The organism is Echinicola rosea (genome assembly GCF_005281475.1).
GTDB classification, from domain to species: Bacteria; Bacteroidota; Bacteroidia; order Cytophagales; family Cyclobacteriaceae; genus Echinicola; species Echinicola rosea.
Map to the genome: position 1 here is coordinate 2,848,217 of NZ_CP040106.1, position 25,844 is coordinate 2,874,060.

The 25,844-nt window shown below is 45.0% G+C and carries 23 protein-coding genes and 1 other RNA gene; 13 read left to right on the top strand and 11 right to left on the bottom strand.

Going from position 1 to position 25,844, the window contains the following annotated elements; all coding sequences use genetic code 11:
• Window positions 1-53: 53 nt before the first annotated feature.
• The 6 genes from bglX to FDP09_RS11475 all read right to left on the bottom strand — a co-directional run bounded on the left by bglX (window position 54) and on the right by FDP09_RS11475 (window position 12,545).
• On the bottom strand, window positions 54-2,354 hold the full coding sequence (gene bglX, locus FDP09_RS11450) for a beta-glucosidase BglX (protein ID WP_137402799.1): 2,301 nt from the start codon (window positions 2,352-2,354) through the stop codon (window positions 54-56).
• A gap of 71 nt (window positions 2,355-2,425) precedes the next feature.
• A complete protein-coding gene (locus FDP09_RS11455; RefSeq protein WP_229683432.1) occupies window positions 2,426-4,315 on the bottom strand; it encodes a glucoamylase family protein in 1,890 nt (629 codons plus the stop codon).
• A gap of 216 nt (window positions 4,316-4,531) precedes the next feature.
• Window positions 4,532-5,623, bottom strand: a complete 1,092-nt coding sequence (locus FDP09_RS11460) for a LamG domain-containing protein (protein WP_137402800.1) — start codon at window positions 5,621-5,623, stop codon at window positions 4,532-4,534.
• A gap of 28 nt (window positions 5,624-5,651) precedes the next feature.
• Window positions 5,652-7,193, bottom strand: coding sequence for a RagB/SusD family nutrient uptake outer membrane protein (locus FDP09_RS11465; protein WP_137402801.1), 1,542 nt, complete (start codon window positions 7,191-7,193; stop codon window positions 5,652-5,654).
• A 22-nt stretch (window positions 7,194-7,215) separates the two neighbouring features.
• Window positions 7,216-10,299, bottom strand: coding sequence for a SusC/RagA family TonB-linked outer membrane protein (locus tag FDP09_RS11470; protein WP_137402802.1), 3,084 nt, complete (start codon window positions 10,297-10,299; stop codon window positions 7,216-7,218).
• 350 nt (window positions 10,300-10,649) lie between these two features.
• Entirely contained in the window at window positions 10,650-12,545 is a 1,896-nt protein-coding gene (locus FDP09_RS11475; RefSeq protein WP_229683431.1) for a 7TM diverse intracellular signaling domain-containing protein, read from the bottom strand.
• Between the two features lie 142 nt (window positions 12,546-12,687).
• On the opposite strand from FDP09_RS11475, the gene FDP09_RS11480 reads away from it, so the two are divergent.
• The 3 genes from FDP09_RS11480 to FDP09_RS11490 all read left to right on the top strand — a co-directional run bounded on the left by FDP09_RS11480 (window position 12,688) and on the right by FDP09_RS11490 (window position 14,234).
• A complete protein-coding gene (locus tag FDP09_RS11480) occupies window positions 12,688-13,584 on the top strand; it encodes a flavin reductase family protein (RefSeq protein ID WP_137402803.1) in 897 nt (298 codons plus the stop codon).
• A gap of 129 nt (window positions 13,585-13,713) precedes the next feature.
• Window positions 13,714-13,965, top strand: a complete 252-nt coding sequence (locus FDP09_RS11485) for a type II toxin-antitoxin system Phd/YefM family antitoxin (protein ID WP_112786610.1) — start codon at window positions 13,714-13,716, stop codon at window positions 13,963-13,965.
• Window positions 13,962-14,234 (top strand): Txe/YoeB family addiction module toxin, encoded by a 273-nt coding sequence (locus tag FDP09_RS11490; protein WP_112785340.1) that lies wholly within the window; start codon window positions 13,962-13,964, stop codon window positions 14,232-14,234. The genes FDP09_RS11485 and FDP09_RS11490 overlap by 4 nt, the downstream gene beginning before the upstream one ends.
• 29 nt (window positions 14,235-14,263) lie before the next feature.
• Here the strand turns inward: FDP09_RS11490 and FDP09_RS11495 are convergent, their stop codons facing one another.
• The 4 genes from FDP09_RS11495 to ffs form a co-directional block, all read right to left on the bottom strand.
• Window positions 14,264-14,962 (bottom strand): cell division ATP-binding protein FtsE, encoded by a 699-nt coding sequence (locus FDP09_RS11495; RefSeq protein ID WP_137402804.1) that lies wholly within the window; start codon window positions 14,960-14,962, stop codon window positions 14,264-14,266.
• Window positions 14,963-14,966: 4 nt separating this feature from the next.
• Window positions 14,967-15,170 (bottom strand): fructose-6-phosphate aldolase, encoded by a 204-nt coding sequence (locus FDP09_RS11500; RefSeq protein WP_112785342.1) that lies wholly within the window; start codon window positions 15,168-15,170, stop codon window positions 14,967-14,969.
• A gap of 152 nt (window positions 15,171-15,322) precedes the next feature.
• On the bottom strand, window positions 15,323-15,982 hold the full coding sequence (fsa, locus tag FDP09_RS11505) for a fructose-6-phosphate aldolase (RefSeq protein ID WP_137402805.1): 660 nt from the start codon (window positions 15,980-15,982) through the stop codon (window positions 15,323-15,325).
• A 247-nt stretch (window positions 15,983-16,229) separates the two neighbouring features.
• An RNA gene (ffs, locus tag FDP09_RS11510) (signal recognition particle sRNA small type) lies at window positions 16,230-16,320 on the bottom strand.
• Between the two features lie 141 nt (window positions 16,321-16,461).
• On the opposite strand from ffs, the gene FDP09_RS11515 reads away from it, so the two are divergent.
• On the top strand, window positions 16,462-16,764 hold the full coding sequence (locus tag FDP09_RS11515; protein WP_137402806.1) for a hypothetical protein: 303 nt from the start codon (window positions 16,462-16,464) through the stop codon (window positions 16,762-16,764).
• Between the two features lie 11 nt (window positions 16,765-16,775).
• Here the strand turns inward: FDP09_RS11515 and FDP09_RS11520 are convergent, their stop codons facing one another.
• The gene (locus FDP09_RS11520) at window positions 16,776-17,003 is read right to left on the bottom strand and encodes a hypothetical protein (RefSeq protein ID WP_137402807.1); all 228 of its coding nucleotides are present in this window, start codon (window positions 17,001-17,003) and stop codon (window positions 16,776-16,778) included.
• A gap of 314 nt (window positions 17,004-17,317) precedes the next feature.
• Here FDP09_RS11520 and FDP09_RS11525 point away from each other — a divergent pair, with 314 nt between their 5' ends.
• From FDP09_RS11525 to aroF, 9 genes are all read left to right on the top strand, one after another.
• A complete protein-coding gene (locus FDP09_RS11525) occupies window positions 17,318-18,727 on the top strand; it encodes an anthranilate synthase component I family protein (protein WP_137402808.1) in 1,410 nt (469 codons plus the stop codon).
• Window positions 18,728-18,777: 50 nt separating this feature from the next.
• The gene (locus tag FDP09_RS11530) at window positions 18,778-19,158 is read left to right on the top strand and encodes a four helix bundle protein (RefSeq protein ID WP_137402809.1); all 381 of its coding nucleotides are present in this window, start codon (window positions 18,778-18,780) and stop codon (window positions 19,156-19,158) included.
• A 74-nt stretch (window positions 19,159-19,232) separates the two neighbouring features.
• Window positions 19,233-19,802 (top strand): anthranilate synthase component II, encoded by a 570-nt coding sequence (locus tag FDP09_RS11535; RefSeq protein ID WP_137402810.1) that lies wholly within the window; start codon window positions 19,233-19,235, stop codon window positions 19,800-19,802.
• 113 nt (window positions 19,803-19,915) lie between these two features.
• Window positions 19,916-20,932 (top strand): anthranilate phosphoribosyltransferase, encoded by a 1,017-nt coding sequence (gene trpD, locus FDP09_RS11540; RefSeq protein WP_137402811.1) that lies wholly within the window; start codon window positions 19,916-19,918, stop codon window positions 20,930-20,932.
• A 3-nt stretch (window positions 20,933-20,935) separates the two neighbouring features.
• A complete protein-coding gene (gene trpC / locus FDP09_RS11545; RefSeq protein WP_137402812.1) occupies window positions 20,936-21,754 on the top strand; it encodes an indole-3-glycerol phosphate synthase TrpC in 819 nt (272 codons plus the stop codon).
• A 2-nt stretch (window positions 21,755-21,756) separates the two neighbouring features.
• Entirely contained in the window at window positions 21,757-22,374 is a 618-nt protein-coding gene (locus FDP09_RS11550) for a phosphoribosylanthranilate isomerase (RefSeq protein ID WP_137402813.1), read from the top strand.
• A gap of 52 nt (window positions 22,375-22,426) precedes the next feature.
• On the top strand, window positions 22,427-23,605 hold the full coding sequence (trpB, locus tag FDP09_RS11555) for a tryptophan synthase subunit beta (RefSeq protein ID WP_137402814.1): 1,179 nt from the start codon (window positions 22,427-22,429) through the stop codon (window positions 23,603-23,605).
• 126 nt (window positions 23,606-23,731) lie between these two features.
• Entirely contained in the window at window positions 23,732-24,508 is a 777-nt protein-coding gene (gene trpA, locus FDP09_RS11560; RefSeq protein ID WP_137402815.1) for a tryptophan synthase subunit alpha, read from the top strand.
• 97 nt (window positions 24,509-24,605) lie between these two features.
• Entirely contained in the window at window positions 24,606-25,625 is a 1,020-nt protein-coding gene (gene aroF / locus FDP09_RS11565) for a 3-deoxy-7-phosphoheptulonate synthase (RefSeq protein WP_137402816.1), read from the top strand.
• The last annotated feature ends 219 nt before the right edge of the window (window positions 25,626-25,844 follow it).

Genomic DNA, 25,844 nt, shown 5'->3' on the forward strand with positions numbered 1-25,844 from the left:
GTTTCACAATGGTACCACCTTACAATTCTACCGTCCAACAGTCCCACAATCTTTCAATTTTTCCAATCAATCTTCTTAGTACTTACTTCACTGGAGTTGGTCCCAATCATGATTTCAAATTCTCCTGGCTCAAACACAAAATCCAAGCTGTGGTTATAGAATTTGAGGTCTTCTTGGGTCAGCTCAAAGTTGATTTCTTTGGTTTCTCCCGCTTTGAGGAAGACCTTTTGAAAACCTTTAAGCTCTTTGACAGGCCGGGTCATACTGCCCACCAAGTCTCTAACATACAATTGAACCACTTCTTTGCCGTCAAATTCCCCCGAATTGGTAAGGGAAATGCTGGCGGTAAGGGTTTGGTCTCCGTTTAGCTGATCGGTGCTTAGGGAAAGGTCTCCATATTCAAATTCCGTATAACTAAGTCCATAGCCAAAGGGAAATAATGGTTCATTGGGCACATCCAGGTAGTTGGAGCGAAATTTCTGGAACCATTGTCCTTCTGGTAGGGGGCGGCCGGTATTCTTGTGGTTGTAATAAATGGGGATTTGTCCTGTGTTTTGTGGGAAGGTCATGGTCAATTTTCCAGAAGGATTTACCTCACCGAACAGCACATCGGCAATGGCGTCTCCAGCTTCACTTCCTCCAAACCAGACATTGAGGATGGATGGGATGTTTTCCTTTTCCCACTGGATGGCCAATGGACGTCCGGTAAACAGCACCATGACGATCGGCTTGCCTGTTTCGGCCAATGCTTTAAGCAGCCTACGCTGGTTGGCGGGTAAATCGATGGTGCTTAGGCTGGACGATTCTCCGCTCATTTCGGCAGATTCACCCATGGCAGCCACGATGACATCGGCTTCTTTTGCAGCTTCTACGGCTTCTTGGATCAATTCCTCCTCGGGCCTGTGGTCCCGGTAGGTAGGTTTACCAAAGACACTTACCCGGGATTCCAAGAGGGAGTCGGCCACTACATTGGCCCCACGGGCTTCTACGATCTTCACATCATTTCCGACGGCATTTTGGATACCCTGCTTGAGGGAAACAGACTCCTTAAACCTTCCGGCGACACTCCATGTACCGGTCATGTTTTCTGCATTGTCTGCCATTGGCCCGATCAGGGCTATGGTGCCATTTTTTTTCAGGGGCAATACTTCCCCTTCATTTTTCATAAGCACAAAAGACTGGGAAGCAATTTCTCTGGAAATTTGCCTGTTTTCAGCATTGAATATTTCTGTTTCGGCCCTTTCTTGGTCACAATAGCGATAGGGATCTTCGAATAGGCCAAGTTTAAATTTGGCGATCAGTATCCTTCTGCAAGCCTCGTCTATTTGCGCTTCGGTGATAATGCCTTCTTCGAGGGATGCCTTTAAGGTGGTCAAGAAGCCTTCGCCCACCATGTCCATGTCCACGCCTGCTTTCAGTGCTTTGGCCGATACGGCCTTGAGGTCCCCGATTCCGTGGGCGATCATTTCATTGATCGCGGTATAATCGGTCACGACGAAGCCATCAAAGCCCCATTCATGACGCAACAAATCCATCATCAGCCACTTGTTGGCACTGGCGGGGATGCCTTCCACTTCGTTAAAAGCAGTCATCACCGTGCCTACACCTGCATCCACTGCAGCTTTGTAGGGAGGGAAATACTCGTTGTACATCCGTTGTCGGCTCATGTCCACAGTGTTATAGTCCCTGCCTGCTTCCGGTGCTCCATAAAGGGCAAAGTGCTTGACGCAGGCCATCAGGGTGTTGTTTAGGCTCAGGTCATTGCCTTGGTACCCTTCTACCATGGCTTTGGCAATCTGAGCACCAAGATATGGGTCTTCACCACTTCCTTCGGATACGCGGCCCCAGCGTGGTTCGCGGGAGATGTCCGTCATGGGAGAAAAGGTCCAGTTGATGCCGTCCGCACTGGCTTCTTTTGCCGCTAGTTGAGCAGATTTTTTGATCAGGTCCATGTCCCAAGTGCATGATAGCCCTAGGGGAATGGGGAAAATGGTTTCGTAACCGTGGATTACATCCATTCCGAAGAGTAGCGGAATGCCCAAACGGCTTTCTTCCACGGCCACCTGCTGCACATCGCGGATTTTTTTTACGGTCTTGATGTTAAAAAGCCCGCCGACTTTGCCCGCTTTTATTTTTTCGGCAATATTGCTGCTGGACGCTTGACCTGTGGTGAAATCACCTGCTGCAGGTAGGTTTAGCTGACCGATTTTTTCTTCCAATGTCATCAGGGCCAAGACAGAATCGGCCTTTTGAACAAAAGGATCGTTTCCGTTTGGTTCTGGTGTGCTGCCTGAGGGTTTAAAGGCCATTATGAAGCATCCGATGACCAGTATTATGAGGATATATCTTTTCATAGTGGTATATTTTTGTTCTTCTCAATTCACTATTTGGTGGTCTTTACATGTAATGACAATTTATGCTTTGGTCAGTAACTAAAGCCAAGCCGGTCCAAGCCGTTCTGTACTTCCTGATCTTTCATGAATACTTCCCAAAGCAATCCCGTCCGATGATTTTCGATCATGAGGATAATAGGGCCTTGATCAATGGCCAAATAGGAATCCGCATACCAGCTTTCAGTCAGGTTGAAAGCATCATAAAACCCATATTCACCCCATAACCTGTCCCCAAGTATATAATAGAAATACTGAAGTGCTTGCATGGATTTTTCCGGCGTATAGGGAAAGGATGAAAGCGCAGCAGTTGGTGTGATGACGCCCAGGTCATTGGTGGGGGAATGCGCACTGTAGCCATTGTGATTGTCACTAGCGGTAAGTCCCCAAATATTTTCCCCATAGCCTATGAAACCCTTGGGATTTTGCACACAATAGGCTTGGTTGATCCGGCTATGGGCTTGGTTTTGCTCCCAATAATTGGCGTACTGGTCGGTCAGGTTTCTTGGGTCCAGCCCTAAGAAGGAATAATGGGCAAAGAAGAGCGGGCCACCAAGATCATTGCCCAAGGGCAAGGTCTGTTGATAATAGCTGTTGCCATTTTTTATTTCCCCATTCCGTGCCCAGCCGGTTTCATAAACGCTTTTATCAATGGAATGCGTCGGAGAAGCCGCTGCCAGGACATATACAATCAAGCTTTCATTGTATCCTCGGACGGGAAGGTTCATCTCCCAATTATAATCTGGAGACCAATGCCAGTAGAGCATATTGCTTCCATCTTTGGTGTACCAGTCCCATTCCACTGCTTCCCAGAGGGCAGTGATTTTGTCGATCAGTTCATTTTCGGCTGTGTTATGATTGTCGAGATAAGCCCTGACGGTCAATAGTCCCTGGATCATAAAGGCCGTTTCCACCAAATCGCCCCCATTGTCTTTGGTGCTGAAAGGAATGGTATTACCGGTTTCGCCGTTCATCCAATGTGGCCAAGCGCCATGAAAGCGATCGGCCGTCGCCAAAAAGTCCACTATTTTGGTCCATCTGGCAACAGCCTCTTTTCGGGTAATAAAGCCCCGCTCCACACCAACTATTATCGTCATCAGCCCAAAGCCTGATCCGCCTGTGGTTACGGTGTTGCCAGATGTGTTCCGCTCCCGTGAAAGACCACTGGTAGGGTGGGCAAAGTCCCAGAAATAACGAAAGGTCTGTTCTTGTACTTTGGTGAGCAATGCTTCCTCTGATAAGGACGGGAATTTGGGGGTGTCGTCTATTTCGGTATAAAATTCACGGCTTATTCCTGCAAATTGCTCCCCGTTAGCCCCGTATAGCCCATCTGAGATTTTCAATGTATAGTGACTGAGATAGGTCAGCGGAGAACTGGACCTAACGGTCACGGCGTGATCATTGTCGCTCAATTCAAACTGTAAAGTTGGTGAAGCAGGTCCCGACAAGGTGAATGCCCCTTGCAGGGTGGATTCGTCGAGGGAATGGTTAAAGGAAAAAGTGCCCAAGAAATTTACAGGGACTTGCTGGACCCTGCCCGCTCTGGTGGTGTCACTACTTGGGATCATGGCGGAGGTTATCGACAAGTCTCCCAAGATGGTCTCAAACCTAAAGTCTGCACCCGAAAAGGAAGCACCACTGGTAGAAGTAAGTGTGTTTGCGATTTCGAGTTGGTAAGTAGTGCTCGTTTCGAGCGTTCCGATTACGGTAATGGTAAGGGTCTTACGGTCAGTTAAGAGGTGAGTAGAAAAATCCACGTCGGCATTGTCCTGACTAAGCGATACCGCCGAAGCAACGGATGCTTCGCTGATAGGCTGGGAAAAGGACAGGCTTATGGATCGGTCAATAGCTACTTCTTCAGTGATGCCGTTAGGATCAAGAGAAGTTTCCCCAATATAAGCACCGGTAAGCTCAAATGATGCCATCGCCCCTTCATCTTTTTTACAGGAAGCCAAGCAGGTGAAAAATAAGATGAATAGGTATAATCTAATCGATTTGGGCATACTGAGGTACTGGAATGATGCTGTATATGACTTTTGCGTTGTCACAGGTTATTTGTTACGGTTTTAGTATGATTTTGAAAAACAAAGGAGATGAAAGGAGGGCTCCATTGCTGAAACCCTCCTGGTATATGTAAAATATTACGGCTGTTCGTTATCCAGAATGGTCTGCACTTCTGTTTGCGTAAGGGCTTTGTTGAAGATGCGGAGCTCATCGATGTAGCTATTGTCGGAGAGGTGGCCCCATCCAGAAAAGCGTGGCGCACCGGAACCGATGGACATGATGTCGCAGCCTTCCCAAGAAATGCCTGGGTAAGTCCCTTGGCTTACAGGTTCACCATTGAGGTAAACGGCACATTCAGTCCCGGAAATGGTGATGGCGATGTGTACCCATTCTCCGCTACTTGGATTGATGTCAGCAGCAGCACCGCCATCAAACCAATTTTCTCCGCCACCATTACCGACATTCAGCTTTATCCGCTGGTTGCTTCCTGCCGCTTCTCTAAAGAGCCTAAAGCCTGCAGTCCGATTGTTTTGTGCATCGGGGTTGGCTTCGTCAGGTGGCCCGATGACCAGGATGCCAGCCCTGTTGGGATCGGCATCGACCTTGTACCAGAGCGACGCACTGAAGGCATCATTGGTCAGGTTCGTCGTAGGAAAAGTCAGGTAGGAATCCGTTGCACCGGCATAAGCATTGGCACCGGAAGCACTTTCACCAGCAAAACCCGGATTTCCCACGATGGAGGCTTCACTTACACTGACCAATTCCAGGTACTGGTCATCAAAGGGCATGTAAAAGATTTCCCCTTCGTAAAGCGGCACATAGTTTTCAGGTTTTTCAAATTCCACCGTACTGGTGGTCGTTTTTCCAGAAAGGTCATTGGCCGTGACCGTCAACGTATGGTCACCATTGGTGAGGTTATCGTATGGGAGTTGGATAAACGCATTTCTATAATCCTTAAAATCAGCATAACTGCCAATTCCCTCTCCATCGAGTGTCACGATGATGTCCTGAATCTCAATATCATCCATCACCTCAAAATCGATGTTGATGGACATTACTTCGTCTGGCACCCAAGTGAGGGGGCCTTCTTCGGGAAAGTTGATGGTTACCTCAGGAGGCATCTCGTCCACTCCTGCCGGTTTGGGTTGGATTTCATCTATATATCCGTCTTCACAGGCAAAACTCGTTGCCAGCAGACCTATCATAATTATTTTAGAAGTTAATTTCATGTCTTTTGGGTTTGTGTTTTACCTGCATTTATTGGTTACTGGCGTCTTGCAGCTGGGGAAGAATATCCTGCTGATCCAGCGGGTAAGGCAAGAACCTGTCACCTTCTTGGAAAGTCCTGCCGCCATAGTTTAGTTCGCTGGTACGATCATGCCTTACCAGGTCAAAGAAGCGCACGCCCCATTCCATGCCGAATTCTGCGAATTTTTCATTCAATACCTCATCCAGCGTTACCCCGCTCAGCGAACCAAGGTTCGCCCTGGACCGCACGGCATTGACTGCTTCATCTGCAGACATGACACTGCTGGAGGCACCACTTACCAATGCTTCTGCATGTACCAAAAGGATTTCGGCGTATCGAATGGCAATCATGTTTTTGTTTTCGCCGTAGTTAAAACGACCCGGCGTCAACTGTGTGGTGGGCAAGTAGTGTTTGCCGCTTAGGAAACGGTACCGCGGCGCATTACCAAACACATCACCATCAGGAGTGACATTGCTGACCCAGTTGGGCAAGTTCGCATAATCTGGGTCCGACTCAATGTCACTGATGCCATCAGGGGTAAAGAGTACAGTGGTCTGCAGTCGCTTTCTGTCGTTTCGGTCCAGCATAAACTTGACGTATTTTTCCGTGGGCTCCCAAAAACCCCATCCGCCACTTGATCCAGGTACGGCAGGTTGCCAGCCCACCGCTTGGGGGCCATATACTTGCCAAGGGAACCTGTCGGATGTACCACTTTCAGCACCGTAATCAGAGTATTGGAATTCCAGGATGTTCTCATTGTTTAGTTTTCCAGGGATTTTGAAAAGCTGATAATAATCCGTTTCCAGCATAAATTCCCCACTTTCGATGATCGCTCCGGTGGCATCTGCAGCACCTTGGTAATTTTCCATTTCCAGGTTGGCCAAGGCTTTTATGGCCAGTGCCGTGTAACGGGTCACACCTCCCCGGATATCCGAACGTTGGTTGGGGTGCACGTTTGGTAGATTGGGCATGGCTTGATCCATCATGTCAGAAATGTATTGCATCACATCATTGAAAGCGGTGAGCTCCACATCGTAGAGTGCATTGGGATCAGAACCTTCAGGGATTAAGATGTTGTTCCATAGCCTTGCCAGTTGAAGCAGGTTATAGCCTTTCATGACCTGTATTTCAGCGATGTATTGTGAAGCTCTGGCAGCATCGGCACCTGCTTCCTGGTATTTCTGGATTTCTTCCATGGCACCATTCCAGTAGATGATATCGGAATACATGTTTAACCAAGTGGAATTATAAATCCAGAAACTCCTGTCATAATCATAGGTGTCGGTTCCGAATAGGGGTTCCTGGTCACCTGCAGGATTGGCATCATCACCGCGTACAGAGATGAGGGGGAAAGTTTCCCATTGAAATCCATAGAGCTCAGCATAAGCACCGTTCAGCATCAGGACCATGTTTTGGGATTGGGAATAATCGGTTCCTTCGGCCAGAATCTGGTTTTCCAGCGGTGCATCCAAGTATTCGCTACAGGAAAAGGTGGTCATCAGGCATAAAACCGTGACCAATGTGATCAGTTTATATTGAAATATTTTCATGACTGTTCTTGGGTTATGGGTTTTAGAACTTGACATTTAATCCCAGGGTATATACAGCAGGGATAGGATAGGTCTGACGATCAATGCCATTGTCCACCTCTGGGTTAAAACCATTATAATTGAAAATGGTCAATGGCCGTTCTGCTGTCAGGGTAATGCGCGTTTCGGGCATAATCACTCCCATCACTTCTTTGTTTAACAGTGAGTAGGTCATGCGTACGTTCTGCACCCTGAAGAAAGAACCGTCTTCCACAAAATAGTTGCTGAAATTTTGGTTCCACCCTTTGCGCAGGCCGGCAGCAGAAGGGTACTTGTTGGAAGTGCCTTCTCCTCTCCATAAGTTGGTTGCCAAGTCGGCATCGATGTTGGTATCATTGGTGAAGATCATTTCACCTCTTTTTCTGTTCAGGATGCTGTGACCAGATTGTCCTTGGATCAGCACCGAAAAGTCAAGGTTTTTGTACCGGAAGCCAAGGTTTCCTCCATAAGTGAGATCGGGTAAATAGGATCCCAATACTACTCGGTCAAGGTCATTGATGAGACCATCACCATTTTGGTCTTTAAACATAAAGTCCCCTGGTACCAGGTCATTTTCTGACAAAAACTGCTCTGAATAGCCGCTATTGGCGATGTCCGCTTCATTTTGGAAGACACCTGCCACTTCATACCCGTAAAATGCCTGATATGGCTGGCCAACGATGGACCGTTGACGGAATTCAGCCGATCCGGAGTTAAGGTATTCAGGTCCACCAAGTCCTTTTACAGTGTTTTGCAAAGTGGCAAAGTTACCGCCGATGAAATAGGAGAAATCTTCTGAGACCTGGTTTTCCCAGTTTAAGGATACCTCCAAGCCTTTGTTTTGGATTTCACCAACGCTCCTTCGCACGGATCCCCTAAATAAGGGCTGCAATACGGTCACAGCGAGGCTTTGGGTGTTTCTGATATAATAATCTGCTTCCAGGGATAATCGGTTTTGGAAGAATTTGGCGGTAACGCCAAAGTTGGTTTCTTCCGTGGTCTCTATCTTATCGATCAAATCATAGGTAGGATCCAATCTGAATCCCGGTACTCGTACATCGTTAAAAGCATTGTTGGTGCTTTGCAGTGTAGGTTGGCCGACGGACGGATTGATGCCATCGTTACCTAGCTGTCCCCACGAAGCACGGAATTTTAGAAAGTCAATGCCTTTTACATCGAAGAACTCTTCCTCCGTCGCCACCCAGCCGGCACCGAGGGTGAAAAAGTCTTCACTGTCCACTTGGAATTTATTGTAGTTGTCCTGACGGTAAGTAGCGTAAAGCAGGTATTTTTCCTTGTAGTTATAGGCTAATCTACCAAAGAAGGACAGGTAAAAAATCCGACTGCCACCATCTGAGACGGTGTTGATGTCGTTGGCTTGGCCATTGTTCAGGTACCAGAGCTCTTCATTGCCAAAGGTAGGGTTTGGATCCAGGTCATTACGATTGCCGCTGAGCACTTCGTAGGTTTCACTTCTGAAGGACTGTCCAAGGGTAGCTGTAATGCCATGGTCTCCGAAGAAATCCTTATAAGTAAGGTAATTGTCGATGATCTGGTCAAAGTAGGTTTGGTTAGATCTTGAAATTCCGGATAGTGGATCCAGTACCCCATCATTGTAAGCGAAGTTGACATTGCGGGCATTGATCATGTTCAGCTTATAATTGTATGCGGACCTGAAGGTCAATTTATCTGGAATGAAGGTGAGCTCTGCATGGAGGTTCCCATTGATTTTATTGACCTTATTCCTACTGTCATTGTATAGCAATGGATAGAAGGGGTTTTGTCTTCCCCTATAGCCAAGTCGTTGGGCATTGGACAGTGGCACCGGCGAGGCGCCAAATTCCTCATCATATTTGGGCAAAATGGGTACGGCAAAATAGGCATTGAACCAAGCCGCATCTGAACCAATGAATTGTTTGGCGGTGCTGAACGTAAAGTTACCGCCCACGGTGATCCACTCTTTTACCTTGGAGTCGATGTTTGCTCGGATGTTTACCCGTTCATACTCGTTTCTGGTTTCATTTAGGAGACCGTCTTGGCTAAAGTAACTGCCGCCCACGGAGTACCGGGTTTTGGTACTACCGCCAGAGAAGGTGAGGGTGTGGTTTTGGATGGGTGCTGGGCTCATGATCTCATTGTACCAATCCGTATTTACCGCAGGGATGCTGGGATCCAAGCGGCTTCTGCCATAAAACTGCATGGCGTTATCGACAAATTCCCTGTCCGGTGCAGAGCCCGTTTCATTGACGTATTGGACAAATTGCTGGCTATTGGCCATCTGAAGGACATTTTGAGGGTTTTGCACGCCGTAGTATCCATCATAGACGATTTCTGCTTCCTGTTCGTATTCACCAGAATTGGTCTCGATCAGTACGACCCCGTTGGAAGCTCTGGCACCATAAATGGCAGATGCAGAGGCATCTTTTAATACGGAAAGGGTTTTGATGTCATTGGAGTTTAGGAAGTCGATGTTGTCAAAGAACATTCCGTCCACTACATAAAGCGGTGCTCCCCCGCCTTCAAAGGATCCGATACCCCTGACCCGTACAGTCGGAGAAGCTCCGGGAGCGCCTTTGCTGACGATCTGGACACCGGCTACTTTTCCTTGCAGGGACTGCATAGCGTTAGAGCTTGGCGTTTTGACCAGGTCTTCGGTCTTTAGGGTGGTGATGGCAGAAGTCATTTCCTTTTCGGTCTGTGCACCATAGCCGATGACGACCACTTCGTCCAGGCCTGTCAGCTCCTCTTGGAGGGTGATGTCCAGTTGAGATCTGCCATTTAGGGCGATGGTTTGGGGCTCAAAGCCTATAAAGGAAAATTTTAAAGTGGCATCAGGTGAACTGACAGTGAGTGTGTAGTTACCATCCAAGTCTGTGATGGTGCCATTGCTGGTGCCTTGCTCAAGGATATTGACACCGGGGACTGGCTCACCACTGGGATCTATAATAGTCCCTGTGACTTCCGTGTCTTGGGCTGTAGCTGATCCGGACATGGCCCAGATGGCAAAAACCAACACCATGGAAAATTTCCCGAAAAAAGACGCTTTGGGTTTCCATGATTCCTTACTTATGCGTAAAAGCTTAATCATAAGTGTTAATATTTTGGGTTTTAGAATAGGTGAAATTCAAACGTTTGCATTTTGCAGCGTTTGATGTCGAAAAGGTATGGGAAAGAAAAATGAGAAGGCTAAAAAATGTTAAATTCTTGGTGCTTTAAGAAGGGATTTAGCGACGAAATTAGTAACCAAATTCATGGTTTAGTATCAATAAAAAGTGCTTTATTCTTTTATATGAGGGTGTTTGGTAGAGAACCGTAACGGTAAAATACTAAATTGGATGGTATGCTCATGCGAGCACCGGATTGCACGTAAGTTTAGGTTTGACTTGACACTAGCACAACCGTCTCCATACTCAATACGATCTGACCACTTCTTGATTCTTATTTCTTCCCGTTTACTTTTTCCTCAGCCATGATCAGGATATCATTCCAATGTGGGTTTTGGATATTGTGGGCTTCGATGTTTTGGCGGGTCTTTTTTCGGAAATTCCAAACTGTGTTTTTGCGAAGTTCCAGCAATTCTGCCAATTGTTCCAATGTTCTTTTTTCCGTGTTTGCAATCAGCTCATAAGTGATATAGAATGCTTTTTCGAGCGGGAATTTGACGCCGTGAAAAATGGTACCAGCGGTGACCGAATCAATATGACCACATTTAGAGCATCTTCTGGTGAAGAGTTTGGGGCCTTTGGAGCTTTTATGGTTTCCACATTGCCTGCATTCATAACCTTGCCCCCATTTGAATTCTTCCAGATAGCGTAGGCAGGCAGATTGATCAGGGAAGATGCGCTGAAATTCCTCAAAAGAAAGGAGTTTGTTGCTAAGTCTTGCCTGGAAGGATTCCTTGATACTGCTTTTCAGTTTCCAGTTGTCCCTATCCAAGAGGGAATTGATGCGCTTGATTTCTTCATCTTTTTCGGTCAGCTGTTGGTTGTATTCTTCCAAAAGCTTGTTTTTATGTGCCAGCTCTTTGGTCCTTTCGCTTACTTTGATCTCCAATTCCCGATTGACTTTTTCTTTGAGGGCAAAGTTATCTTCCATTTGCCGGATGGTTCTGCGCATTGCCCGGTCCCTATTGTCCTTTAGGATTTGGATGCGGTCTCCCAAGGCAAATGTCAGCAATAGCATCTCCACTAGAAATGCCAAGTGGAGGCTATAATAGACCAGTGTCATATGGGGGATAATGGCGGCATTGACCAATACTTTGACTACTACCCCGATAAATAGCACACCATAGGCAATCACGAAAAACCGGGCTACTTTATATCCTCTGGACCAGATGTAAATGCTTGCAAAGAAGATAAAAAAGAAGGGAATGATGTCATAGTACCTGATCTCAAATAGCTTAGGATCCCAAAACAGGGCAATGAGGAAAATAACCGATTTGATCACCAATATGGTGATCAGGACTTTGTGGATGCTAGGGGACCTGAACCGTGTATTTAGAAACTTGATCGAGAACAGGATCGCCCAAAGGACGATGGAGAAGCTAAAGACACCATTGGCGATTTGGTTCCATTCGGGTGAATTGGGCCATAAATACTGGAACGCGATGCCATCTACACTAAGGGCATATATGCCCACGCTGATGAGATAGAAGGTGTAATAGAGGTATTTGGTCTCTCGAATCACCGTATAGACTAGCAGGTTATAAAGACCAATGATCAGGATCATGCCGTAAAAGACTCCGTATGCAAAATATTCGTTTAGGGCATAATAGATAAAGCGATTGACAGAGCGGATGGCGATGCGTATATCCGCTTTTTGGTGGGACTGGATTTTGACGTAATAGTTGCTGATCCCTTCACTGGTATTATTGATTAACAGTTCAAAGTTCTTATGCTTGAAATTCCTGGAACCAAAAGGGATGGCATCCCCCATAAGTATCTTGTCGTGTCCTCCTTCATTATTTGGGACATATACCTCCACCACATCGATCGTCTGGTCATAGAATTCCATTAGCCATTTTTTCGAGCTTTTTGGAGTTTTGTCTATGGAGAGCTTCACCCAATAGGTATTGTCAATGTTGAATTTATTCTTGTTAAAAGAGGGGCGGATTTTGAAGTTGTCTTGAAAATCAGGCTGGACAATATCGCTGAATTCCAGCATATTGGTGGAGTCCTCGAAAAATTCCAGCTGGGAGATAGAAAAAATACGTTCGTCCAGGTTATCGTCTATTGTTAAGGTAGAGCTGCCGGATATTCGCTGCGCATGGACAAGGCGAATACCAGACATGATGACCAAGATCAGTAAGAACAGCTTTAAAAGGATGCGCTTCATTAGGCTAGGGTTAGGTTATTTTTTTTAAGGTGATCTTTCCTTAAATTATAGTGTTATAACTATAATATTTCTCCCAAAGTTAAATATTTCTATTTAGTAGCGGGAGATTTAGTTTGTAAGGATCACATTTGATCGTGCACATATGATAAAAACAATAGATCCAAAAAAAGTTTCTGTGGCCGCGTTTCACAGCCACATGCTGGGTGCCATCGCTCCTCGCCCCATTGCCTTTGTGAGCAGTATGGACAGTGCTGGCCAGGTCAACCTGAGCCCGTTCAGCTTTTTTAATGCCTTTGGTTCGAATCCTCCCGTGGTGGTGTTTTCCCCATCCAGAAGGGTTCGGGACAATACTACCAAACACACCTTGGAAAACGTGAGGGAAGTGCCTGAAGTGGTCATTAATATCGTCAACTATGCGATGGTCCAGCAAATGTCTTTGGCCAGCACGGAATATGAAAAGGGGATCAATGAATTTGTGAAAGCTGGGCTGACCGAAGCAAGATCCGTCGCCGTAAGACCTCCCCGGGTCGAGGAGGCACCAGTTGCCTTTGAATGTAAAGTAATCGATGTTGTGTCGATTGGGGAGGAGGGCGGTGCGGCCAATTTGGTGATTTGTGAGATTCTTCTGGCGCATGTTGATGAGGCTATTCTGAATGAAGAAGGGGAGATTGCCCCTGCCAAATTGGATACGGTGGCCAGGATGGGGGGAGATTGGTATTGCAGGGCCAGTGGCGATGCGCTTTTCAAAGTCAAAAAACCTGTCAAAACAAAGGGCTTAGGGATCGACCAGCTTCCGAAAAATGTACGACTGAGTGTGGTCTTGACAGGGAATGACCTGGGGAAGCTGGGGAATGTAGAAGCTCTTCCTGAAGAGGGGGCTGTCCAAGATTACGCTACGCGGCCAGAAATTAAGGAGATGTTGGTCAGGTTTCAAAATGACAGAGAGAGCTTGGTCTTTCATTTCCATGAGCATGCCAGAGAACTGCTGAAAGAAGACAAGGTTGAAGAAGCTTGGTTGGTGTTGTCGCAGATAGAGTAGGTTTGTGTGGTCGTAGTGATTGACACTTAAGGGAATAAGTTGATTTTTTATTGGGGGTTGTATGTGTGTTTGTTGAACTAATATCTTTATTTTTGTGTACCTTATATGGTACATTTAAATTAGAGCAATATGTTAGTAATCAGTTCAAGAGAATTTCGGGACAATCAGAAAAAATACCTGGACATGGTGGATAATGACCAGCATATCATCATTCAGAGAGGAAAAGACAAAGCGTATGTACTTTCTCCAGTGAGTGAGTCAGATGAGTATTTTATGGATCCTAAGGTCATGGCTCATGTGAGGGAGGGAATTGCAGACTATGAAGCAGGTAGAGTTGTTAAAATGACCAAAGAAGAGCGGAAAAAAATGCTTGGGCGATGAACTTTGAAGTGGACTTTACTGAAAGGGCACTTAAGGATATCAAGCGGCATATAAAGTCTGGAAACAAAAGATTGTTGGACAAGTTAGATCAGCTGTTGGATGAACTTGAATATCATCCTGAAACCGGAACTGGAAAACCGGAGAAGCTCAAACATATTTCCGGTTATTGGTCGAGAAGGATAAATAAGAAGCACCGTTTGGTTTATACAATTGACGGTAAGAAGATTGTTGTTACCGTCATTTCTGCCTATGGCCATTATGAAGACTGATGGATGAAATGCTGACGGAATTATACCTATTACGTTACGATCTCACTGGTTTTTGAATCCAGCAGTTTTCCTTTTTCGCATTTAAGAATCCTATAGGGGTACTTGTTGAGCAAATCATGGTTATGGGTGGCCATAAGTACCGCAGTTCCCTGTTTGTTGATTTCTTGAAAGAGTTTAAAGATACCGTCGGCCACTTCGGGGTCAAGATTTCCAGTAGGTTCATCGGCCAGGAGAATAGAAGGATGGTTGAGCAGGGCACGGGCAATGACCACCCGCTGCTGTTCGCCGCCGGAGAGCTGATGGGGCATTTTGGTCGCTGCACCGCCCAGTCCGACGCGCATGAGCACTTCTACCATTCTGGTTTTCATCTTGGACTTATCCTTCCAGCCTGTGGCACGCATGACGAAGTAGAGGTTTTCGGCGACAGTCCTATCGGTAAAGAGCTGAAAGTCCTGAAACACAATGCCAAGTTTTCTGCGGAGGAAAGGGACTTCTTTGGTTTTGATCTTTTGAAGGTCGTATCCAACGATTTTGCCATAGCCCATCTTCAGTGGTAGATCGGCATAGAGCGTTTTTAGGAGGGAACTTTTACCGCTGCCGGTCCTTCCGATAAGAAAAACAAATTCATCCTTATCAATGTCAAAAGACACATCTTGTAAAATAGCCGTAATGCCTTGGAAGACGCAGGCTTTGTCAAGGCGGACAACAGGTTCGCTGGAAAATACCATATTTTTAGAATTCTAGCTTTTGTAATTTACCAAAAGGAAGCGCTTTGATCAAGCGTTCCATTTCTTCTTCTTTGCCTTCCAAACCGTATTTTTCCAGGTTTTTGAGCGGACGGTCGGCTCTAAAATAGGCAATAAGCACAAAGTTTTCGTCCCTGATTTGAATGTAATCCGGAATCTTTGCTTTGCCCTTGACCTTAATAATATACATGTAATTGAATAGCTGTGTTATGAAGGCGAAATTTAAATGATAACGCCATGAGATAAAAATATTATATCAATTTAAAATGAGGAATTAAAAAAACCACCACCCCGCACATCAATTGACGGCAGGATGGTGGAAAAATATAAAGTTTTGATAAATTACTTTCCCGCTGCTTTGGCGTGGTCTGCCAAGAACTTGGCGAGGCCAGCATCAGTAAGGGGGTGGTTTAGCAAACCAGTGATAACATTAAGCGGACAAGTCACCACATCTGCGCCGATTTCGGCACATTTTATCAAGTGCATGGTATGTCGCACAGAAGCAGCCAATACTTGTGTATCATAGCCATAATTGGCATAAATGTGAACGATTTGCTCGATCAGTTCAAGTCCATCAAAAGCGATGTCGTCCAGTCGTCCAATAAAAGGGGATAGATAGGTAGCCCCTGCTTTGGCGGCGAGAATGGCTTGTCCTGGAGAGAAAACCAAGGTACAATTGGTGCGGATACCTTCCTCACTGAAGTACTTGATCGCTTTCACCCCATCCTTGATCATAGGGACTTTTACAACAATCTTGTCGTCAATTTTGGCAAGTTCTTTACCTTCTTTGATCATGCCGTCAAAATCGGTGGAAATCACCTCGGCACTTACCTTGTCATCTACGATGTCACAAATGGCTTTATAGTGAGCTTTTACATTATCATCTCCAGTGATGCCTTCTTTGGCCATCAGGGAAGGATTGGTGGTCACACCATCCAGTACGCCCAGGTCATAGGCTTCTTTGATTTCATCGAGATTGGCGGTGTCAATAAAGAATTTCATTTGTAAAACGGTTTTTTGGTTTTGATGAATTATGGTTGGCCATCGCCGATGTTGACCGACAATAGCTATGAATACAATCTGTTACTCTTACTAAATTTCTAGGTAAAACGCTAAAAGAACGCGCATTGCTTCCCTTGTGAAAGCAATAGCTACTTGATAAATTCCTTTAGAGTGGTAAAGTTAGGTGTTTATTTTGAAAGATGGTTAAAAATTATAAATGTATTTTTTACATTTATAAAAAGAGGCAAAAAAGAAGCGGCATCGCACCGCTACAACCGCCTACCCTTGCTTCCTTCCGGACCTGGGGGATTTGGCAGGAGCTGGTCGTGCCGCTTGAGTACAAAGGTACGCCAAAAACTTTCCCGTACAAAACTCCAGGCCAAAATAAATTCTTTGTCAGATTAAAGCCTTCTAAGTCAACCATAAAAATCTTTGGCAATATTATTGTAACTATTTCATTGATTAAAAATTATAGTATTATGAAAAAATTGTTATTTGTACTGCCCGTTTTGTTGATTGCACTTTTCGTAGGCAGCTGTTCTTCGATGAAAGGAACCTCCAATTACAAAGTAGGTATGGAAGAGAGTGATTTTCTTAAAATCCATCCAGAAGCCGTGATCAGTAACTTAGAAGGTACCCAGAAGACCTATCGGGTGGTAAGGGACGAGCGATTTTATCTCCTTGCAACTTTCGAAGATGAGCGCTTGATCAAATTGGAAGAAAAAGAACTTCCTCCTTATTGGAATAAAAAAACTGCTCCTAAAGAAGATCAGGAACAGTAGTAACACTACAACTAAGCCAGCCCTTTTAGGTACATGTTAAATTCCAAAGGGCTACAGGACTCAAATTCGTCCACTTTAAGATCATCATAGATTTCGTCATCGAATTCCATGATGGTCTTTTCAATTTTGCCATCGGGGTGTATGATGAGCTCTATGCCTGTAAAGTCAGCTGGATTCACTTTTACAAGGACTTTATAATCATCAAAAGTTCTTTTATAATATTTAGGAAGATTCTCCATATAATTAAGTAACTGATTATTAATTGGACAAAGGTAGCTTTTTAAAATGTGTTTGCCCTACCGTCAAGAGAGAAGACAAATATTTTTGTGAAATTTTATAGTAAATGTTTTTTGCAAATAGAATCCATTTTTATATTTGCCTCAAGTAAAAAAACATGAAACGATTTAATACTCAATATTGGTGGTGGCAAACAGAACTTCTGACAGGGGAGAACAGCTGACCATTGCCTAATATTTAAGCGTGAAAATATTACCATATAAGGCTTGCTGGAATTCCCCAGTAAGCCTTTTTTATTTTATCCGAAGTTTTAACCATGGACACAAGACAACACTTTAAAATCAACACCAGGTATAAGAAATTACTGGCAGATACGATCACGCCAGTAAGTATTTACCTGCAAGTAAGGGACAAATTCAAAAACCCCATTCTACTGGAGAGTTCGGACTACCATGGGCAGGACAACAGTTATTCCTACATCTGCTTCAATCCTATGGCTACTTTTTCCTTTGATGGAAAGGCCGTGAAGGAAACTTTCCCGGAGGAAGAGAAAAACCAATATGACTTACAAAGGGGAGAGAAATTGGTGGATAAACTGAAGGCCTTTTCGTCCAGGTTTGAAGAGGAATCCAATGATTTCAAATTCATCACCAATGGCCTCTTTGGGTATATGCAGTATGATACTGTGGGGAGTTTTGAAGACATTACGCTCGAAAACACCAAGGAATCCAACGTGCCACAGGCTTTTTATGCGGTCTATAAGAATGTCATTGTGGTAGATCATTTTAAGAATGAGCTCCACATTTTTGACTACCATATCAATGGGGAGGATGACCGGGTAAAAGAAATCGAAACACTGCTGAACAACCGCAATATCCCCACTTATTCATTTAAGGTAGATGGGGAAGAGACCTCAAATTACACGGATAATGAATTTTTGGACATCCTTCGTCAAGGGCGGGAGCACTGCTTCAAGGGAGATGTGTTCCAGATAGTGCTGTCCAGGTGCTACACCACTGGATTTAAGGGAGATGAGTTCAATGTCTATCGTGCATTGAGGTCTGTCAATCCATCGCCGTATTTGTTTTATTTTGATTACGGTTCTTATAAGGTTTTCGGCAGTTCTCCTGAAGCCCAGATTGTGGTAAAAGGCAGGAAAGCAACGATTTATCCCATTGCGGGAACCTTTAAGCGAACCGGGAATGATCTGGCAGACGCCGAATTGGCCACCAAACTTTACGATGATCCCAAAGAGAATTCAGAGCATGTGATGTTAGTGGATTTGGCTAGAAATGACTTGAGCAGGTCATCGGAAAAAGTAGAGGTAGAGGTGTTTAAGGAGATTCAATATTACTCGCATGTGATTCACTTGGTGTCCAAAGTAACGGGCATATTGCCTGAAACAGCCAATCCACTTCAGCTGGTAGCCGATACCTTCCCTGCGGGGACGCTTTCGGGTGCTCCAAAATACCGGGCCATGGAGATTATCGACAAGCTAGAAAATACCAGCCGCAAGTTCTACGGAGGGGCGATAGGTTTCCTAGGCTTCAATGGTGACTTTAACCATGCCATCCTGATCAGGTCCTTTGTGTCAGAAAACAACCAGCTACGCCTACAGGCTGGAGCAGGGGTGGTAGCCAAATCTTCCATCGAAAGCGAACTCCAAGAAGTCACCAACAAACTGCAAGCCCTACGCGTCGCCCTCAAAGCCGCCGAAGAAGTTTAAGAGGAAGTTTGATGGATTAAAAAATTTGAAAATTGTAAGATTGGCAAATTATGGCAAAGATTGACTGCTTTGAGGAATTGGATGTTTGGAGGCATGCTGCTGAAATTGGAATAGAAGTTTATGGTTTAGCTGATGAGTTGCCATTATCTAAAGACTTTAAATCAAGAGACCAACTAATTGGGACTGTAATTTCAATATCAAACAATATTGCAGAAGGTTTTGAGTATAATAATAACAAGGATTTTATTCGATTTCTAGCGTACGCAAAAGGCTCAGTAGGGGAGTTAAGGAGCCAAGCATTTGTTTTGTACAAAGCGGGTAGGATAAAAGAAGAAGACTATTGGGGTTTAAAAGAAAGCCTTTTAAATATTTCGAAGGAAATTAAAGGGTTTATCAATTACTTAAAGGCATTTGAAAACAATAAAAAATGAGGTGAAGAAAATGGATCTTGGAAAATAAACAATTTTTCAATTTTCAAATTTTTCAATCTTTCAATCAAGATACCATGAAAATACTAGTACTCGATAATTACGATTCATTTACTTATAACTTGGTTTACATTGTTCGTGAGCTGGGGTATGGGGCGGAGATGGACGTCTTCCGGAACGATAAAATCCGTTTGGAAGATGTAGCTGCCTATGACAAAATATTACTGTCGCCAGGGCCGGGAGTTCCTGCCGATGCGGGTATCATGCCCGAGCTCTTAAGGAAATATGCCAGTAAAAAGGATATTCTAGGTATTTGTTTAGGCCACCAAGCTATTGGGGAGGCTTTTGGAAGTGGGTTGAACAACCTGACAGAAGTGGTACACGGGGTCGCTTCTGAGATAAAAGTATTACAGGAAGACCTGCTTTTTGAGGGAGTGCCCAATAGCTTTAAAATCGGAAGGTACCATAGCTGGGTGATCGATGAGCCAACGCTGTCCAAGGACCTGGAAATTACGGCCAAGACCCCTGATGGGCAAATCATGGCGGTAAGACACAAGAAGCATAAAGTGAGAGGACTGCAGTTTCACCCGGAAAGTGTTCTGACTGACCATGGTAAGCAGATTGTCCAAAACTGGATAAATGGCTGAAGTTTTGGGCAGGAATGGTTAAATTAGGCGACAGTTAGCCTTCAGTCAAATGCCAAAAACCAAAAGCAAACCTTATCACCTTTCAACATTTCAACCTTACAACCAACAAAAACATGAAAGAGATTCTAAATCACCTAATAGAACATAGGACACTAGGCAAGGTGGAGGCGAAGGAAACATTGAAGAAAATCACCTCAGGAGAGTATAACCAAAGCCAAATGGCGGCGTTTATGACTGTCTATATGATGAGGAGTATCACCGTGGAGGAATTGGAAGGATTCCGTGAAGCGATGCTGGAGCAGTGTATCCCCGTGGAGATCGCAGCATATGATGCCATGGACCTTTGTGGTACCGGAGGCGATGGCAAGGACACCTTTAATATCTCCACCCTCTCTTCCTTTGTCGTAGCAGGTGCGGGACAAAATGTAGCCAAACATGGGAATAACGGGGTTTCTTCCATTTGTGGATCCTCCAATTTATTGGCTCATTTTGGTTATAAATTTACCAATGACATCGATGTGATCCAGAAAAACCTGGATGAGGCAGGGATTTGTTTTCTCCATGCACCTTTATTTCACCCGGCCATGAAAAATGTGGGGCCTATCCGAAAGGATCTGGGGGTGAAGACCTTCTTTAATATGCTGGGGCCAATGGTAAACCCAAGCTTCCCCAAGAAGCAATTGGTGGGCGTGTTCAGCTTGGAATTGGCGAGACTCTATGGCTACTTGTACCAAAATAGTTGGGTGGACTTCAGTATATTACACTCGCTGGACGGATATGATGAGGTTTCGCTTACCGGTGATTTTAAAATGATTTCCAATGGCGGTGAGCGGTTGATTTCACCAGAGTCCATTGGTTTGCCCAAGGTGAAAGCCCAAGCCATTCAAGGAGGTACGACCATTGAGGAGTCTGCTAAAATCTTTCAGGATATCCTGAAAGGAGAAGGTACTGAAGCCCAAAAAGCAGTAGTTGTGGCCAATTCTGCTGCTGCGCTGGTTACGGCAGACCAATCCTTGAGTTTTGAGGAAGGAATAGCCAAAGCCAAAGCATCTCTTGAAAGTGGAAAGGCCCTTCAGACATTTAAAAATTTGGTCAACCCCAAAACATCCGTTTCACTAGCAAAATCATAATATATGAATATCCTGGACAAGATCATCGCACACAAAAAAGAAGAGGTAGCCGAGCGAAAGAGCTTAGTGCCTACCAAGTTGTTGGAAAGGAGTGTTTTTTTTGACAACAAGGTAGTCTCCATGAAGAAATACGTGACTCACCCCGAGAAAACCGGCATTATTGCTGAATTTAAAAGAAAGTCACCCTCCAAAGGTACTATCAACAGCGCTGCCAAAGTGGAGAAGACCAGCATTGGCTATATGCAGTCAGGAGCCTCGGCACTTTCCATTTTGACGGACAAGGAGTTTTTTGGCGGTTCCAATGAGGACCTGATTACCGCTAGGAAGTTTAACTTTTGTCCGATTCTCAGAAAGGATTTTATGGTGGATGAATATCAAATAGTAGAAGCTAAATCGATAGGGGCTGATTGTATCCTGTTGATTGCTGCTGCGCTGGAACCGAAGCGGTTGGAGGAGCTGGCAGCCTTTGCCCATCAGTTAGGGCTGGAAGTACTGATGGAGGTGCACGATCAGGAGGAGCTGGACCGGTCACTGAACGATCAGTTGGATTTGGTAGGGGTAAACAATAGAAGTCTAAAGACTTTTGATGTGTCACTGGATACATCTTACAGCTTGGTGGATAAAATTCCTGATCAATTTGTGAAAATCTCTGAGAGTGGAATCTCTGATCCCCAGACCTTGGTGGACTTAAAGAAAGGTGGATTTGATGGGTTCTTGATCGGAGAGAATTTTATGAAATCCATCCGACCGCACCAGGCAGCCTATAATTTTATGAACAAATACCGGGAGCTAAGTCCGGATTTCAAAACGACGGCAGTTTGACGATGTTGGTGAAAGTGTGCGGCATGCGTGATACGGAAAATATCAGGGAACTTGATGAAAAAGTCCAGCCAGACCTGATGGGGATGATATTTTATCCTAAATCCTCTCGGTATGTTGCTGATGCTGCCACTATTCCTTCTACCAAAGCCGCCAAGGTAGGTGTGTTCGTGAATACGCCTGTCGCCGAAATCGTAGCCAAAGTCAATGCATTTGGTCTGGCTTACGTCCAGCTTCATGGGGATGAAGATGTGGCTTTTGTGGAGGAATTGAAGAAACAGTCTCCTGCTGATCTCATTAAGGTCTTTAGGGTTACTGCGGAGGTTGATTGGAGCTATTTAAAATGCTTTGAGCCGTACGTAGCCTATTTTCTGTTCGATACGGAAACGAAAGGGTACGGCGGATCAGGGAGACAGTTCAATTGGGAGCTTTTGGGAAAATACCCGTTGCAAAAGCCGTTTTTGCTCAGTGGAGGGATTCAAGAGGAAAGTGTCGTCGAAATCCAGCAACTACAGCAAAAACAACCTAAGATGGCAGGGGTTGATATCAATTCTAAATTTGAGCTTCATTCAGCTTTTAAAGATGTGAACAAAGTTGCCCGTTTTGTAACGGCGTTACAATAAAATATTTGAGCATTAAAATGTACCCTGTTGCAAGAGGGTATTAGATGAAACTATGGTTAAAGTAGATGAAAAAGGGTTCTATGGGAAATTTGGGGGAGCTTATATTCCCGAAATGCTCTATCCCAATGTGGAAGAGCTTAGGACCAATTATGAAAAAATCACGGAATCGGATGAATTCAAGGATGAATTTCACGCGCTTCTGAAAGACTATGTAGGACGTCCAACACCATTGTATTTTGCCAAGCGGCTGTCTGAGCAATATGGTGCAAAAATCTATCTCAAGCGGGAAGATCTATGTCATACAGGAGCACATAAGGTGAACAATACCATAGGCCAGATTATTTTGGCGAAGAAACTGGGCAAGAAACGCATCATCGCCGAAACCGGAGCTGGCCAACATGGGGTGGCTACGGCGACCGTTTGTGCCTTGATGGGGATGGAATGTACGGTCTTTATGGGCGCCATTGACATGGAGCGCCAAAAGCCTAATGTGGAGCGGATGCGCATTTTGGGAGCAAAAGTGGTGCCCGCCACTTCTGGAAGCCAGACCTTAAAAGATGCGACCAACGAGGCGCTGAGGCAATGGATCAATAATCCTGTGGACACGCATTACATCATTGGTTCTGTCGTGGGGCCTCATCCTTATCCTGAGATGGTGGCACGGTTCCAATCCGTGATCAGTGAAGAGATCAAGAATCAGCTAAAAGAGAAGGAAGGCAAAGAAGATCCTGATTTGGTGATTGCCTGTGTAGGCGGGGGGAGTAATGCGGCTGGAGCTTTTTACCACTACTATAATACTCCTTCTGTTAGGTTAATTGCTGTCGAGGCCGCAGGACTAGGCATAGCATCGGGGAAATCCGCAGCGACCACAGTGTTGGGTACACCGGGAGTTTTGCACGGCAGTAAGACCCTGCTGATGCAGACAGAAGACGGGCAGGTGGTAGAGCCACATTCGATATCTGCTGGGTTGGATTATCCGGGTATCGGGCCTGTCCATGCGCATTTATTTGATTCCAAAAGAGGTGAGTTCTTTGCTGTGGAGGATGAGGATGCGATGAAAGCAGGAGTGGAGCTTAGCAGGTTGGAAGGGATCATTCCCGCTGTCGAATCTGCACATGCACTTTCCGTTTTGAAGCAGGTGAAGTATAATGCCAGCGATGTGATCGTAATCAACCTTTCTGGAAGAGGAGATAAAGACCTGGAAACATACATCAAGTGGGGAGGATACTGAGTTTAGTGTATCACGTAGTTAGTATTAAGAGTCAAGAGCCAAGAATAAAGAGAAAAGACAAGGAGAAGTTGGAGAAGTTGTGTTACCAATCTTCCAATTATCAATTTTCCAATCTTTCAATCAACTATGAACCGAATAGATCAATTATTTAAAGACAAGAAAGAAAATATTCTTTCCATATATTTTACGGCAGGTTTTCCCAAGTTGGATGATACACTCCATATCATGGAAGCCATAGAAGAGGCTGGTGCAGACATCATCGAAGTAGGCATGCCCTATTCTGATCCAGTAGCCGATGGCCCTACGATCCAAGAGAGTAACAAAACCGCATTGGATAATGGGATGAACATGAAAAAGATGTTTCAGCAGTTGGGTACAATGCGCGAAAGTGTAGGCATTCCCGTGGTGCTGATGGGTTATCTAAATCCGATTTTGCAATATGGGATTGAAGCATTTTGTAAGAAATGTAAGGAAGTGGGCGTGGATGGTTTGATCGTTCCGGATTTACCTATACAGCAATACCAAGATGATTATAAAGCGTTGTTTGATCAGTATAACCTGAGAAACACCTTCCTTATTTCTCCGCAGACCAGTGAAAGCAGGATCCGGGAAATCGACCAGCAGTCCGATGGGTTTATCTATATGGTCTCATCCCACAGTATCACTGGGGCAAAGTCCGGTATTTCTGATGAGCAGGAGGCGTATTTTGAAAAGGTCAAAAACATGAACCTAAAGAATCCTCGTTTGATAGGGTTTGGCATTTCAGACCATGCCACATTTTCAAAGGCTTCGGCCTACAGTCATGGGGCTATTATCGGCAGTGCTTTCATCAAGGTGCTGAGAGGTGCCAAAGACCTTAGGGCAGATATCAAAAGTTATATTCAAGGGGTAAAACAGGGATAGTATTGCTGAAGAATAAGGGGGCAAGAAGCTAAATTAACGATGGTATCTTACCATCAACCTGAAACCTTCCAACCTTGAACCTTAAAACAACAAACACATGATCATACAAGTAAAGCAGGGCATCACTGAAGCGCAAAAGGAGAGCCTGATCAAGGAAATCAATCAAGTAGGGTACAAAATCACGGAAGTGACCACCCAAATGGGAACGTACCTAGTGGGAATCGGTAGTGCGGAGTTTGATATTCGTAAATTTGGACACCATGAGGGTATTCAGGATATCCATATCGTGTCCGATGCCTACAAATTGGTTTCTAAAAAGTGGAAAGTAAACCCCACTTCCATAGACCTGGGCGACGGGGTATTTATCAAGGAAGGTGATATGGCTGTGATGGCAGGCCCTTGCTCGATCGAGAGTGAGGAGCAAATCGTAAAAGTGATCGACCACCTGAAGGCCAATGATATCAAGATCATGCGTGGTGGAGTATATAAGCCTCGAAGCAGTCCTTATGCATTCCGTGGATTGGGGATCGAGGGACTGAAGCTATGGCATGAATTGGCCAGTAAAGCTGGGATCAAGATTATCACAGAGGTGATGCAGGTTTCGCAGATCGAGGAGATGATGGATTATGTGGACGTATTCCAAGTTGGTGCCAGAAATACACAAAATTTTAACCTGTTGGATGAATTGGGGAAAGTAGATAAACCCGTTATGATCAAGCGGGGGATTTCCGGTACGATCGAAGAGTTGCTACAGTCAGCAGAGTATGTCTTTTCGGGTGGCAATGAAAAGCTCATCCTATGTGAGCGAGGCATTAGGACGTATGAAAAAGCCACCAGGAATACCTTGGACCTTAATGCCGTGCCCGTGCTGAAGGACAAGTCCCATCTTCCCGTGGTGGTGGATCCATCCCATGGGATCGGTATCCGTAAATTTGTCCACCAAATGGCTTTGGCTGGGGTGATGGCCGGAGCGGACGGCATTATCTATGAAGCGCATGAAATCCCGGAAAAGGCCTATTCAGACGGTCAGCAGACACTGGATTTCGCCCAAAGTGCCCAATTGGCCAGCCAGATCAGGCAGACGTTTGCGATGAGAAAGACGTTTGATTTGTTATAAATCTCGATAGATACCCTTATTTAGCGTGGAGTGAAAGGGACAAAAAACCATCTCGTAAAATCATGAAAATTGGTGTACCCGCATGAACACCGGTATTCAGAGAAAAAATAAATAAGTCCTCACAGAAATCGCAAAAATCTTAGAAAAGCCGTGTTTCATTCTAGGTGGTCTGTGCGTTCAGTGAAAAATAAATCTACTGACGAGAAAACGGATACTAAG

Bases quoted from the DNA above. Each gene is read 5' to 3' on its own strand.
- trpD (WP_137402811.1), top strand. From the start codon at position 19,916: ATGAAAGAGATTCTAAATCACCTAATAGAACATAGGACACTAGGCAAG.
- FDP09_RS11550 (WP_137402813.1), top strand. From the start codon at position 21,757: ATGTTGGTGAAAGTGTGCGGCATGCGTGATACGGAAAATATCAGGGAA.
- FDP09_RS11470 (WP_137402802.1), bottom strand. From the start codon at position 10,299: ATGATTAAGCTTTTACGCATAAGTAAGGAATCATGGAAACCCAAAGCG.
- FDP09_RS11530 (WP_137402809.1), top strand. From the start codon at position 18,778: ATGGCAAAGATTGACTGCTTTGAGGAATTGGATGTTTGGAGGCATGCT.
- FDP09_RS11515 (WP_137402806.1), top strand. From the start codon at position 16,462: ATGAAAAAATTGTTATTTGTACTGCCCGTTTTGTTGATTGCACTTTTC.
- trpC (WP_137402812.1), top strand. From the start codon at position 20,936: ATGAATATCCTGGACAAGATCATCGCACACAAAAAAGAAGAGGTAGCC.
- FDP09_RS11455 (WP_229683432.1), bottom strand. From the start codon at position 4,315: ATGGCATCATTTGAGCTTACCGGTGCTTATATTGGGGAAACTTCTCTT.
- aroF (WP_137402816.1), top strand. From the start codon at position 24,606: ATGATCATACAAGTAAAGCAGGGCATCACTGAAGCGCAAAAGGAGAGC.
- FDP09_RS11535 (WP_137402810.1), top strand. From the start codon at position 19,233: ATGAAAATACTAGTACTCGATAATTACGATTCATTTACTTATAACTTG.
- FDP09_RS11480 (WP_137402803.1), top strand. From the start codon at position 12,688: ATGATAAAAACAATAGATCCAAAAAAAGTTTCTGTGGCCGCGTTTCAC.
- FDP09_RS11500 (WP_112785342.1), bottom strand. From the start codon at position 15,170: ATGTATATTATTAAGGTCAAGGGCAAAGCAAAGATTCCGGATTACATT.
- FDP09_RS11485 (WP_112786610.1), top strand. From the start codon at position 13,714: ATGTTAGTAATCAGTTCAAGAGAATTTCGGGACAATCAGAAAAAATAC.
- trpB (WP_137402814.1), top strand. From the start codon at position 22,427: ATGGTTAAAGTAGATGAAAAAGGGTTCTATGGGAAATTTGGGGGAGCT.
- FDP09_RS11460 (WP_137402800.1), bottom strand. From the start codon at position 5,623: ATGAAATTAACTTCTAAAATAATTATGATAGGTCTGCTGGCAACGAGT.
- FDP09_RS11495 (WP_137402804.1), bottom strand. From the start codon at position 14,962: ATGGTATTTTCCAGCGAACCTGTTGTCCGCCTTGACAAAGCCTGCGTC.
- FDP09_RS11490 (WP_112785340.1), top strand. From the start codon at position 13,962: ATGAACTTTGAAGTGGACTTTACTGAAAGGGCACTTAAGGATATCAAG.
- FDP09_RS11475 (WP_229683431.1), bottom strand. From the start codon at position 12,545: ATGAAGCGCATCCTTTTAAAGCTGTTCTTACTGATCTTGGTCATCATG.
- bglX (WP_137402799.1), bottom strand. From the start codon at position 2,354: ATGAAAAGATATATCCTCATAATACTGGTCATCGGATGCTTCATAATG.
- FDP09_RS11465 (WP_137402801.1), bottom strand. From the start codon at position 7,193: ATGAAAATATTTCAATATAAACTGATCACATTGGTCACGGTTTTATGC.
- trpA (WP_137402815.1), top strand. From the start codon at position 23,732: ATGAACCGAATAGATCAATTATTTAAAGACAAGAAAGAAAATATTCTT.
- fsa (WP_137402805.1), bottom strand. From the start codon at position 15,982: ATGAAATTCTTTATTGACACCGCCAATCTCGATGAAATCAAAGAAGCC.
- FDP09_RS11525 (WP_137402808.1), top strand. From the start codon at position 17,318: ATGGACACAAGACAACACTTTAAAATCAACACCAGGTATAAGAAATTA.
- FDP09_RS11520 (WP_137402807.1), bottom strand. From the start codon at position 17,003: ATGGAGAATCTTCCTAAATATTATAAAAGAACTTTTGATGATTATAAA.